11 protein-coding genes are annotated in these 12,076 nt (G+C 39.7%); 6 read left to right on the top strand and 5 right to left on the bottom strand.

All coding sequences use genetic code 11. The features are described from left to right. Nucleotides 1-3 precede the first annotated feature (3 nt). From rpmF to FD725_RS20375, 3 genes are all read left to right on the top strand, one after another. The gene (gene rpmF / locus FD725_RS20385) at nucleotides 4-174 is read left to right on the top strand and encodes a 50S ribosomal protein L32 (RefSeq protein WP_179049829.1); all 171 of its coding nucleotides are present in this window, start codon (nucleotides 4-6) and stop codon (nucleotides 172-174) included. Nucleotides 175-254: 80 nt separating this feature from the next. Beyond that, a complete protein-coding gene (locus FD725_RS20380; protein WP_179049828.1) occupies nucleotides 255-851 on the top strand; it encodes a sulfite oxidase-like oxidoreductase in 597 nt (198 codons plus the stop codon). Nucleotides 852-1,396: 545 nt separating this feature from the next. Continuing rightward, complete coding sequence (locus FD725_RS20375) at nucleotides 1,397-2,560, top strand: hypothetical protein (protein WP_179049827.1); 1,164 nt, start codon at nucleotides 1,397-1,399, stop codon at nucleotides 2,558-2,560. Nucleotides 2,561-2,586: 26 nt separating this feature from the next. Here the strand turns inward: FD725_RS20375 and FD725_RS20370 are convergent, their stop codons facing one another. From FD725_RS20370 to FD725_RS20350, 5 genes are all read right to left on the bottom strand, one after another. After that, a complete protein-coding gene (locus tag FD725_RS20370; protein WP_179049826.1) occupies nucleotides 2,587-4,164 on the bottom strand; it encodes a DHA2 family efflux MFS transporter permease subunit in 1,578 nt (525 codons plus the stop codon). A gap of 152 nt (nucleotides 4,165-4,316) precedes the next feature. Next, entirely contained in the window at nucleotides 4,317-5,579 is a 1,263-nt protein-coding gene (locus tag FD725_RS20365; RefSeq protein WP_179049825.1) for an MFS transporter, read from the bottom strand. A 13-nt stretch (nucleotides 5,580-5,592) separates the two neighbouring features. After that, nucleotides 5,593-7,035 (bottom strand): HlyD family secretion protein, encoded by a 1,443-nt coding sequence (locus tag FD725_RS20360; RefSeq protein ID WP_179049824.1) that lies wholly within the window; start codon nucleotides 7,033-7,035, stop codon nucleotides 5,593-5,595. 146 nt (nucleotides 7,036-7,181) lie between these two features. Next, nucleotides 7,182-7,649 (bottom strand): MarR family winged helix-turn-helix transcriptional regulator, encoded by a 468-nt coding sequence (locus FD725_RS20355; RefSeq protein WP_179049823.1) that lies wholly within the window; start codon nucleotides 7,647-7,649, stop codon nucleotides 7,182-7,184. A gap of 186 nt (nucleotides 7,650-7,835) precedes the next feature. Continuing rightward, nucleotides 7,836-9,452 (bottom strand): glycosyltransferase family 39 protein, encoded by a 1,617-nt coding sequence (locus FD725_RS20350; protein WP_179049822.1) that lies wholly within the window; start codon nucleotides 9,450-9,452, stop codon nucleotides 7,836-7,838. A 180-nt stretch (nucleotides 9,453-9,632) separates the two neighbouring features. Between FD725_RS20350 and FD725_RS20345 the strand changes: the two genes are divergently transcribed. The 3 genes from FD725_RS20345 (at nucleotide 9,633) to FD725_RS20335 (ending at nucleotide 11,846) form a co-directional block, all read left to right on the top strand. Continuing rightward, nucleotides 9,633-10,286, top strand: coding sequence for a class I SAM-dependent methyltransferase (locus tag FD725_RS20345; RefSeq protein ID WP_179051617.1), 654 nt, complete (start codon nucleotides 9,633-9,635; stop codon nucleotides 10,284-10,286). Nucleotides 10,287-10,399: 113 nt separating this feature from the next. Then, nucleotides 10,400-10,909, top strand: coding sequence for a hypothetical protein (locus tag FD725_RS20340; protein ID WP_179049821.1), 510 nt, complete (start codon nucleotides 10,400-10,402; stop codon nucleotides 10,907-10,909). Between the two features lie 49 nt (nucleotides 10,910-10,958). Further along, nucleotides 10,959-11,846 carry a hypothetical protein gene (locus FD725_RS20335; RefSeq protein ID WP_179049820.1) on the top strand — a complete coding sequence of 296 codons (888 nt, stop codon included), beginning with the start codon at nucleotides 10,959-10,961 and terminating at the stop codon, nucleotides 11,844-11,846. The last annotated feature ends 230 nt before the right edge of the window (nucleotides 11,847-12,076 follow it).

Raw genomic sequence — 12,076 nt, 5'->3', positions numbered from 1 at the left:
ATCATGGCGGTTCCTAAGAAGAAAACATCTAAATCGAAGCGAGATAAACGTCGAGCTACCTGGAGACATAAAGCAGCTGTTGAAGCTCAAAAAGCCATCTCCTTGGGCAAATCAATTTTGACGGGACGTTCCACATTTGTCTATCCAACTGCTGAAGAAGACGAAGAAGAATAATCAAAAAACTGGTAATGAGGAATTGGTGTAACCTATAACTCATTACCTTTGACCAACGACTGAGTGATTTTTCTTGGATTATGCTAGGAAAATTTTTTCAAAAACCAACTCAGGAAAATGGCGATCGCGTCCCCCCAGGACAACATCTAGCCAAGGGTTTCCCTGTATTAACTTACGGTACAGCCCCTAAAATCAGTATTGAAGAATGGGAGTTTCGTGTTTGGGGTTTAGCAAAACCTACTGTCTTAACTTGGGCAGATTTTATGTCCTTACCTCAACACGAATTTACAGCCGACTTTCACTGTGTCACTCGTTGGTCTAAGCTAGATGTCAAGTGGACTGGGATTAAAGTTACAGATTTTATGAATCTGATTGAAGTAGAGCCAGCAGCAGTTCATGTCATGCAACATTGCTACGGTGGTTATACGACTAATCTCCCATTGACGGATTTCGTACTAGAAGCAAACTTTTTTGCCTTTCAATTATTTGGTGAACCCCTCCCCAGAGAACATGGCGGCCCCATGCGCTTAGTTATACCTCACCTCTACGCCTGGAAAAGTTCTAAGTGGATTAATGGTTTAGAGTTTCTCGATACAGAAGAAATGGGTTTTTGGGAACGCAATGGTTATCACCGTCGCGGCGAACCTTGGGCAGAGGAACGATATAGTAATTCTTAATTCGTAATACTCGCCAAAGGCGAGAAGCCAGCTACGTAATTCGTAATACCGCTACGCGGAAGCAAGCTACGTAATACCCTATGGGTACTCCAAAGGAGAACTTGTTCGCGTAGCGTCTCCGTCAGGAGAAGAGTAGGCTTGAACCTACGTAATAGCTATGCCTCGTGACGTTAACTTAAGGTTCTATTGGGGGATTAAGATACGTAATTTAATTTGGCATATAAACATTTATCAGCTTAGATACCCGATTTTTTTGAGAAATTGGGTATCTTGCTTCGCATGAACTAGAGAAAACTTCCTCATATCAGTTCCGAGTCAGATGAGGTACAGTCCACTCTCTAATTTCTAGTCTCTAGCCTCTAGCCTCTAGCCTCTAAAATCAACGAAATATACTTCACTAAAGCAAGAAACGCCATATCATCTATTGTGCATAATTTAAAAAAACTTAGCTTTAATTAAATATTTTTAAAAATGTTGCAGATATCTCTAAATAGGGAATTCTACCAATAGAAAATGATTTGCTCAGGTTTTAGCATCTACTGGTTATGAAAAAACCAAACTTTTGGGATGTGGCAAAGCAAAAGCTGCGTAAATGGCACTGGCCTGCATGGTTTCCCTATCCTAGTTCTTGGTTCAGGGCATTAATTTTATTGCCTATAGCTTTACCAGGTACGCATTTAATAGTCTTCGGATTAACAGGTTTGATGATATCTATTTCCCAAAATAGACCTGTAATGTTAATCTTTTCTATTTTATTTGGCTTATTAATACCCACAATTTCTTTAGCTTTCATCTATCATTTTATCTGGTTTATTTGGCATGATCATCACTCACATAACAATCTATATAAATTAGTACCTGGTTTTATGAGCCTATGGGCAGGTTTATATACCACATTTGTGATGGCAGCATCTTTTATGCTCATAGTAGGTATGTTTTCAGAATTAGCTTTTTTGGATTGTCAGTTATATGAAAAAGTAAAATATGTAACTGTATGTAATGGACGCTTAACTGAACGTGCTATCAAACTAATTTTAAGTAGTATTGAAGGAAAAAATTTCTTTAATAAACCCTGGTTTATAATGTGGATTTTTAGTGCTGCCTATCTTTATCAGTTAGAATGTTTAATCAAAAAAGTTCTTGTTAATCAATTAAAATCATTCTCACGAGGTAAAGCTAAAATTCCCAGTGTTGAAAATCAGTATTTAGAAATTCCAGCAATACAAGATAATGTAGGAATTACACCAACGAAAAAAAACAAGAAACAGCAGCATTTAGCAATACCCAAAATTCAGCAATATTATCAAACACACAAACCCAGGAATACCAAAAAACTGATTATTCCTTTGCTATTTTTAATTAGTGGAGGCATATATTTATTTTTGAAATTCCCAGAGATGAAAAACAATCTAACATTTTACATCTCTGCCCAAACACAATCAACATCAACACAAATTAAACCGCAAATTGATATTTTTCAAAAAGCAGTTAATCGAGCAATTAACGCTGCCAATCTCACCCAATCAGCCAAATCTCGCCAAGAATGGAAAAAAGTTGTTGCTCAATGGCAAGCAGCGATCGCACTTATGGAATCAGTTCCATCATCCAACCCTAATTACGCAACAGCTAGGCAACAAATCATCGAATATCAACAAAATCTAGGCTACGCGAAAAAAAATAGTACTAAATTAAAACATCGAAAGAAGTAACCCTTATACTTATTGACTGCTGATATTTAGTGACCAACCGTAGCACCAGTTGCTTTGACTTTTTGGAAGAATAAAACGGCAACACCACTGAGTAATAAAGCTAGACCAATAAAGTAAAAACAATCGTTAAAAGCCATAACGTAAGCTTCACGGCGCACAATGTTAGATATGGATGCGATCGCCTGATTTTGAGCAGTAACTAAATCTGCTCCTTGACTGATAAAATACTGTGTCATTTGCTCGATGCGCTGTTGTGTATCTGGGTTATATAAAGATACTGCATCGCCTAATCTATTAGAATGAAATTGTTCTCTATTAGTTAATAAAGTTGCCAAACAAGCAATCCCAATCGAACCACCCATATTCCGCATCATATTAAACAAACCACTGGCTGAACCTGCTTCTTTGGGACTAATGCCGGCTGTGGCAATTGAAGTTAGCGGAACCATAATTAATGGTTGTCCCATTGCTCGTACTAATTGTGACCATCTTAATTGTTCTAAGCCAGTTTGACTAGTCATGCCTGAATTCATAAAGGCACTAATAGCAAACAAAGCCACTCCTGATGCCACCATCAAACGCACATCAATACGTTGAATTAATTTAGGAATTACAGGGATAATAAATAGCTGGGGAATACCTGCCCAAATTAATACTTCACCAATTTGTAGAGCATTATATTTTTGGATTTGAGCCAGATATAATGGGAGAATATAAATTGAGCCATACAATCCTATCCCCAAAGATACATTCACAATACTTGCCAAACCAAAGTTACGATAACGCAATATCCTCAGATTAATAAATGGTTGTTTGCGAGTCAGTTCTATAATAAAAAATAGGGTAATGAAAATTGCTGCTAAGATACTCAAACGAACAATCAACTGTGAACCAAACCAATCTTTCCGACTCCCTTCTTCCAAAACAACTTGCAGAGAACCTAATCCAATTGCCATCGAAATAATGCCCCACCAATCACCTTGTTTTAAAAGCTGCAATTGGGGCTGATCTGGCTTAATTCCATACCAAATTCCAGCCAGCATCAATATTCCGGGAATCACATTTATATAAAAGCTATATTCCCAACTGTAATTTTCAGTCAACCAACCTCCTAGTGTGGGGCCAATTGAAGGCGCAAAAACTGCACTAATAGCAAATACCGCTAACCCAATTGCTTGTTTAGATGGAGGTAACTTTGTGAGGACAATAGTCATTGCTGAAGGAATTAAAACACCTCCACAAAAACCTTGTAATGCCCGAAAAACAATCATTGAGTTGAGATTCCATGCCCAAGCACAGCATATAGAAAACCCGATAAATAGTGCTGTATTAACTAATAAATAACGTTTCAGAGAAAATACTCGTGATAACCATCCAGATAGGGGAATTACGATAATTTCGGCTACTAAATAAGCAGTAGAAATCCAAGAACCTTCTTCTAAAGTTGCGCCTAAAGAAGCTTGTATATCTTGTAGAGAAGCATTGGTAATTTGAATATCTAACACTGCCATGAATGCCCCAAGCATACTGGCTAAAACACCAATCCAAGTTCGTAATGGTACATAGTCTGGTGCTAGACGAGGAATTGCACTTGTATTAGCCATATAGGAATCCGCTTTGATAACTGAACTGATTTGCGTAGTCAGGCAATAGGCAATAGGCAAGAGGGTTCTAGAAAATGAATGTGTACTGAGTTTTGTTCAAAATGTAAATAGGAGTCTTATAGGATTAATTTGTAAATTCGTAATTCAGCTATTTATTTTGTTGCTAGGATACCTTTTTGCTGATAAATGGGTGTAATAAATTTCTTTAATCCTGGCAACTGTCTGTAGAAGAGAATAGAACCGATAATGCAAGCTATCCCATCAATAATTAATGTGTTGGAAGCGCCGATACGATTAGCTAATACACCACCTAATAAGTTACCTACAGGTATCATTCCTAAAAATGACATGGTATATAAACTCATTAATCTGCCACGTTTATCTTCTTCTACAATTGTCTGAAGAAAGGTATTACTGGCAGCTATTTGCAGAATTGTACCTAAGCCAACAAATAACATAGTAAATAACGAAAGTGGTAAAAATCTGGAGAGAGAAAAGGCGATTAAACCTACACCTAAAATTGCTGGGGCGATCGCAATTAATTTACCAATACCTAAAATCGTTCTTCTGGTAGCTAAATAAATTCCCCCTGATAAAGCTCCTAAGCCTGATGCTGCCATGAGAAATCCTAAAGTCTCTGCACCTCCTTTGAGGATTGTTTCAGCAAAAATTGGCACAAGAATTGTATTTTGTAGCCCCATGAAACTGACTAAAGTAGATAGTAATAAGATGGCTCTAATTGGTGGAAAGCTAAAAGCATAGACAAACCCTGCTTTAACTTGCTGCCAGGGATTGCCCTTAGTTATCGGCAGTTGCCAAGGTTTGACTTTCATCGCCAATAAGCCGGCAATGACAGCAATATAACTCAAACTATCAATTAAAAAACAATACCCTATACCCACCCTAGCAATCAATAAACCGCCAATGGCCGGGCCAATTAACCGCGCACCATTAATCATGGTAGAGTTGATGGCGATCGCATTAGCTAAATCTTCTTTCCGTTCCACTAGCTCTGGGACAAATGCCTGTCTGGCTGGTGCATCTAGGGCATTAATAAATCCTTGCAGCAAGCTTAAGGCAATGATGTGCCAAATTTGAATCAAGCCAGTGAAAGTTAGTATTGCCAATGCTAGCGACTGCACCATCGCTAATATTTGTGTACCAATTAAGGTTCGATAGCGAGAAAATCTATCGACAAATACGCCACCAAAAGGAGCCAGAAAAAAACTAGGAATTTGACTAGTAAACCCTACAACTCCCAGCATTAAAGGGGAGTGAGTTAAATCATAAACTAGCCATACTGTCGCTAGTTGTGTCATCCATGTACCAATCAAAGAAATACCTTGTCCGGCAAAAAAGAGTTGGTAATTTCTTGATTTAAATGCAGGTAGTTGCAGCCAGTTATTAATATTCATGAATTATTAGTGTTTATTTAACTTCAACACTAACTTCCGCAGACATTCCTGGTGTAATCCGAGTGGCGTATTCTTGAATACTCTTTTGGTCAAATATTATTTTAACTGGAATCCGTTGCACAACTTTTGTAAAGTTACCTGTGGCGTTATCTGGTGGAAGTAAGGCAAATTGAGCGCCAGAAGCAGGAGAAATACTATCAACTCTTCCAGTAAAAGTATGATGAGGAAAAGCATCCAATTTAATTTCTACTAATTGTCCTGGCTGCATCTTTTCTAGTTGAGTTTCTTTGAAGTTTGCTACTAACCAATAATCATGATCAACAATCGCCATTAACGGTGTTCCAGCCTGGATGCGGTTACCAACTTCTATGGTTTTCTTACCCACTCGTCCAGTACTGGGAGCAATAATGTTGGTGTAGGATAGCTGCAATTGTGCGTCTTTGAGAGCAGCTTGAGCTTGATTAATTGCAGCTTTGGCGGCTTCGTATTGGCTGCGTTTGACTGTGGTATCCTGTCCACTGGCAGTAGCTTGTTGCAATCCACCTTGAGAAGCCGCTAGTTTAGCTTGAGCATTGGTAACATTTTCTTGGGCTTGGGCTAGCTGGGATTGAGCTTTGGCTACGCCGACTTTCGCAGATGCTAATCTGGCTTGGGCTTGTTCTACTCCTTGCACAGCCGCAGTCTTTTGCGCTACTGCTACATCATAGGTGGCTTTAGCTGTGTCTAATTGTTGGCGGGGAATTGCACCTTGTTGATAGAGGTTTTGGTAGCGTTTGTAATCGGCTTGGGCTTTTTCTAAATTGGCGTTGGCTTGGGCTACCTGGGCTTGGGCGACAGGAATCCCCGCTTGGGCTAGCTTCACTTCCGCTTGGGCAGAAGAAATCCCCGATTGAGCTTCGTTTACGGCTGCTTGTGCTGTAGCGATCGCTGCTGTTGCACTACTGACATCTCCTTGGGCTTGGGTGGTTTTGCCACTAGAGGTTTGAGAGGTTAAAGCAATATTTGCCTGGGCTGCTTGGGCTTGACGACGAGCATTTTCTAAGGCTGCTTGTGCTTGCTGGACTTTAACTTGATAATCTTGGGCATCCAGCTTGACTAGTAATTGTCCTGCTTGGATTTCCTGGTTATCATTGACCAGCACTTGAGTCACAGTTCCCGAAATCTTACTACTAATTTGATGGATATGTCCGGCAACAGTGGCGTTGTCTGTTTCTTGATGTGTAGAGGTGTATTGCCAATAGTGATAACCAAATGTACCCGCAGCGATCGCACCTATTCCTAAACCAGCTAAAATCAACCCTGTTGGTTTTTTCGGTTTCTTAACAACCTCTTCCTTCACCTGTGGAGTGACATCAGGTGTTTCTACCGTAACTGATGCTAAGGTTTCAGAATCAACCCGTTCTTTGTCTAAAACTGCGGTTTGGTCTTTACGTCCGTTCAAATTGTTATCGCTCATAACTACCTTCTCAGCAAATTTCATAATGTTTAGAGTACGTAATATTCAGTTGTGAGACTTCTTCTAACGTTTCTTTAGTATGCGTAACATTATCTCAGAAAAACTTTATAATTTCTTCATCCTGTTGGGTGATTTCGCCAAAATACTCAAGAAAGATTAGCGATCGCCCGATTTAAAAGCTGAGAAAATAGTTCACGCTCAGATCCGGAAATCCCACTCATCGCTTCATCAAGCAAGTTGGCAGAAATAGGTGGTAAAACAGTTGCTAATTCTCTACCCGCATCTGTTAACCAAATCCGCCAGATGCGGCGATCATTTGCATCCCTTTCCCGACGCACCAAGCCCCGTTCCTCCATCCGATCTAACACACCCGTAAGCGTACCCCCTACCTGCTTGAGCTTATCGCCAATACTGGAAGTCGGTAAACCATCTTCTTGCCACAAACAACATAAAACCAGCCAATGAAACGGAGTCAGCCCAAACGGTTCCAACGCTTCCGTAAACTTACGAGTCAGCAACTGCGAAAGTATTTTGATCCTATAGCCCATACTGTAAGGCGCAAGGGTATGCTGCCATGATTCTAAAGCTGGAGGATGGTCAGGATGGGCAATCATTGGATAAATTACTTAGCGCGCGTAATATTTATTATAAGTTAGTTAATGGTCATTAGTCAATGGTCATTAGTCATTAGTCAATAGCCATTGGTCATTGGTCATTGGTCATTGGTCAGCATTCAGTACTCCCTCACTCCCTCACTCCCTCACTCCCCCACTTAGCACTCAGCACTCAGCACTCTCCTACTACAAAACTTGAATCAACTTATAGTCTTGGATTTCACCAATAATCTGATGAGGTCTAAGTAATTCTGAGGTGGTTTTTTTATCGATCCAAGCATAGCTGGAGGCGGGTAATTGGGTCATTGTCTCTACTTGCTGACCGCGTATAGGGGTATAAAATTTTAGGAGTACAGCGTTTTTACCTTCCACCTTGACGAAGTTGATGGGATGAGTTTTTAAAATGGAGGCGATCGCTGGTTGTTGTAAAAAAGTTCGATACTTGGGGTTATAGTCGCTCAACAAACCCAAACCACCAGCCGCAGCCAAAGCTAACCAACAAGGAATTAACCAACCTGCTAGCCAATAACGAGCAGTCAGAAACTTATAGCCGAAGTAATCCCGACTAATCCACACCGTAGGTAAAATTAGCCAACTCAATCCCACAATCAAACCCAGGATGGCATACTTGCGTTCACCCCAAGCAAAGACAACGATGGATGCTAACAACAGCAAAATGCCTAGCACACCAAATCCATAGCTCAGATAACGAGGGATATTTTCCTTTTTTAGTAATGGCTTTTTCTTTGCATATCCTATACGGTAAACTCTGCTTAACCAATCTAAAGCTACTGCTGCTAACAAAGCGATGAAGGGATAAAGACAAAGGCTGTAGTGAGATAGACGAGTAGAAAAAATACTGAGTTCGGCAAATAGGACTAGTGGAAATCCCACAAGAATTAATTGATAGCGAGGAATAGGCCGAATCATCACCAAAAATAAGCCAAAAAGACTAAAAAAAGACCACGGAAAAGCTTTTAATGGTACATTCCAGACATAGAAAAATATCCCATTTCCCTCACGTTCTTCAGAGCCTAGCTGGAACACAAACCCAGATAAGGCAGCAACACTATTATTGCCGTAACGCTGCCAATTAAACCATAACCAAACAAATGTAGGCATTAAACCCACAACTAAACCCAAATATAAACAAGGGTTAGTTAAGTGATGATGCCGACGATGTTCACCAATGAGATAGGGTAATAAAGCCACAATTGGCAGGACAATCATAAAACTTCTAACTAAAAAGCCCAAGCCTAAACTTAACCCAGTGATAAACAACCAGAAATATTGAGATTGGGGATTTTCCTCTGCTTTGAGCAAAGCATAAATAGCTAAAAGAATCAATAAAATCATCGGCACATCCGGAGTGCCTAAACGACAGTATTGTAACCAGAGAAATTCTACACTCAAAATTGCCGCAGCTACCCAAGCTAACTTTTGATCCAGTATATTTTTGCCAATTTCATATACGAGTAACAGACAAAAAATGCCTGCGATCATACTAGGAAGTCTGGTACTAAATTCACTAATTCCTAATAACTGATAAAAAATAGCTATTAACCAATAAGGGCCAGGAGTTTTGTGATGAGCATTACCCCAAGGTGCTATCCAATCACCAGAGTCGAACATCTGACGCGCCCGCCAAGCATAAAGTCCTTCATCATGAGCCATCAAACTGCTATCCCCAGAACTCAATAGTAATAAGGGGAGCATCCAAACCAGTAAACTGATGTAGGGGAAGGCTTTCGACAAGCTAATTTGTTGCCAAATAGACAGAAAAGATTGTAATTTATACAACATTGAATGCTGCGTAGATAAGAGTATTTATCAACATAGAATTTTAGCTTGTTAGTAACTTACTCACTTCAGAAAGTTGAAACCTTAGCCGCTATGTATCACAATACCTAAGATAGGCTAATTGATATCAACTTAAAAAGACACTTTCTACCACGCTTATATTTATTTGTGCCAATTCATCATATGTTACTCAAACCAGACCAACGCCTAAAATTAGACGATACAGACGACAAGCTGTTTTACGCCTATCCTCGCTTTGTCACCCATGTTGATGAAGGTTTTATCCAACAGATCACCGATTTATATAGAGAAAAACTCCAACCCAATACCCGCATACTAGATATGATGAGTAGTTGGGTGTCGCATTTGCCAGAGGAGATGCAGTTTGCTCATGTTGAGGGACATGGACTCAATGCTGAAGAACTAGCACGCAATCCGCGTTTACATCATTACTTTGTGCAAAATCTCAACGATAATCCAGCGTTACCCCTACCAGATCAGGAATTTGACGCTGTGCTTAATTGCGTTTCCGTACAATACTTACAGTATCCAGAAGCGATATTTACAGAAATTCATCGTGTTCTCAAGCCCGGTGGAGTGGCGATTATCAGCTTTTCTAACCGGATGTTTTTTCAAAAAGCCATTCAAGGTTGGCGAGATGCTTCCGAACCAGGACGCTTAGAATTAGTGAAACGCTACTTTACCTCAGTACCAGGGTTTACTACCCCAGAAATCATAGCCCGTAAAGCCACAATACCCAATTTCTTACAGTGGTTAGGTGCGCCGGGAGGTGATCCCTTTTATGCAGCGATCGCCTACAAGCAATCAATCACTTAGATCAGAGTTGAACCACCATCACCTAGATAATTATCAAAAAATAAATTTCTAGCTATAAGTTGACATCACCACAGATAATTGCTTCAAAGCTCAAGTATCAGGAGAAACTAAACATGAACTTTCTTCGTGGGCGGAGAATTTTAGCAGCTGTATTATTGTCAGTTTTATTACTGACTACAGCTTGTACTCCCAAAGCACCAGGGCGTTTTGACCAAGTACAACAGGAAAGTAGTCGCCAAAAAACTGGTCAAGCGGTTGCCAAAACTGCTACTCAGGGTAGTAGTTTTAACAAATTTTTCCCAGGAGAGGAAGCAGGATATCAGCGAGTTTATACCCAAGAGAAAAAAGGTTTTGCTGAAGCCAAATTAAAAAAAGATGGTAAAGACTTAGCAATGTTGTCTATTTCTGATACTACTAGTACACCAGGCGCAGCAGCGAAATTCTCTAACAGTACCAAAAAAATTGGTGGTTATCCAGCTGTAGAAGTAGGTAATACGCAAACTGCGGCTTTAGTAGGTAAATATCAGGTGAAAGTCTTATCCCGTTCTCCATCATTTACAGCTAGCGATCGCGCAGCTTGGCTGGAAAAATTTAATCTTGATGGTTTAGCTAAACTCAAGTAACCTCCAGATATCAAATCAAGATCATAAAACTAATCATTAGGAGATTTTTGTGAGCAAACCCATTTTTGAGTTGGTTGATCAACTACCAACTAGCGGCTTAACTATATCGATGCTCAACGCTTTAGATTTCATCGCTCCCGGTCAGTGGCAAAATACTGTCGGCTTTGTCAATACTATCAAAACCGTCACTGGGGAAACTGACGAAAGCTTAATTCAGCAAATTGGTGAACGAGCCATTTATCTTTACAATGATCGCTCTCAAGGATATCAAACAGCACTGTGGCTCTACCAAACAGTTGATGGTACAGATAAAGCCTTGGGGACAGCTGCTTTAGCTAACAAAGTCGGTGAAAAAATTCCTCTGTTAGGTTTTTTAAACTCAGTTACCCCCAAACCCGATAAAGCCCAAACTATAGATTTATCTTTGAAATTAGTGGCAGAATTAGTCGCTTTTTGTCAAATCAACGGTATTCCTGGGGATAGTATCGGAGATTTTGTTGCCTCTTTAGGTGAGTATAGTGGTGAATCACTAATTCGGATGGTGGCATTAGTTTGTGTTGATGGTTTAATCCCACTAGGCCCAGACTTTATCCAAAAAGCTTTATCGAGCATTAGTCAAACTAATCCTCAAGAATTAGAGCAAAATTCTACTTTTCAAGGCATCAAAGACGTAATTCCTGGTAGCAATGCTAGCAATAAACTCAACTTTATTGGTGAAAGTTTTGATTCTGTTAAAGGTTGGATGAGTGGTATTGTTAGTGCCAATAATTTAACCCCTCAAAAAGTTGTACATAACTTGAATGGGTTTCTAGATATTGCTGATGACAAGTTAGATTATCTAGGAGCATTTTTAGATGTGGCAACTAATTATTACGAACACACAGGTACACAAACCTTGGCACGTCGTCTAATTGAACGAGCTGTTGCGGAAATCTAATTTAATCAATAATGACTAATTAGCTATTCTCAAATCATTGATCAGGAAACATATCCCCAACTTAGTAAAGTTAGAAGTCGGGGATTTCCCTATTCTCATCATCAAGTTAATTATTTGAGACTTACGCAAGCCTCACCGATTTATAGTTGAGGTAGACAAGCATTTTTACGCAGAGTTTAATAAAAAATCAAAATTCATTAAGTGAAATCTCTCAGAAAGTAATTTCGTCT

The sequence above is a fragment of the Nostoc sp. TCL26-01 genome (assembly GCF_013393945.1).
Classification (GTDB): domain Bacteria; phylum Cyanobacteriota; class Cyanobacteriia; order Cyanobacteriales; family Nostocaceae; genus Trichormus.
This window is presented reverse-complemented; position numbering and strand designations above follow the sequence as displayed.

Bases quoted from the DNA above. Each gene is read 5' to 3' on its own strand.
- FD725_RS20340 (WP_179049821.1), top strand. From the start codon at position 10,400: ATGAACTTTCTTCGTGGGCGGAGAATTTTAGCAGCTGTATTATTGTCA.
- FD725_RS20350 (WP_179049822.1), bottom strand. From the start codon at position 9,452: ATGTTGTATAAATTACAATCTTTTCTGTCTATTTGGCAACAAATTAGC.
- FD725_RS20345 (WP_179051617.1), top strand. From the start codon at position 9,633: ATGTTACTCAAACCAGACCAACGCCTAAAATTAGACGATACAGACGAC.
- FD725_RS20360 (WP_179049824.1), bottom strand. From the start codon at position 7,035: ATGAGCGATAACAATTTGAACGGACGTAAAGACCAAACCGCAGTTTTA.
- FD725_RS20375 (WP_179049827.1), top strand. From the start codon at position 1,397: ATGAAAAAACCAAACTTTTGGGATGTGGCAAAGCAAAAGCTGCGTAAA.
- FD725_RS20370 (WP_179049826.1), bottom strand. From the start codon at position 4,164: ATGGCTAATACAAGTGCAATTCCTCGTCTAGCACCAGACTATGTACCA.
- rpmF (WP_179049829.1), top strand. From the start codon at position 4: ATGGCGGTTCCTAAGAAGAAAACATCTAAATCGAAGCGAGATAAACGT.
- FD725_RS20355 (WP_179049823.1), bottom strand. From the start codon at position 7,649: ATGATTGCCCATCCTGACCATCCTCCAGCTTTAGAATCATGGCAGCAT.
- FD725_RS20365 (WP_179049825.1), bottom strand. From the start codon at position 5,579: ATGAATATTAATAACTGGCTGCAACTACCTGCATTTAAATCAAGAAAT.
- FD725_RS20380 (WP_179049828.1), top strand. From the start codon at position 255: ATGCTAGGAAAATTTTTTCAAAAACCAACTCAGGAAAATGGCGATCGC.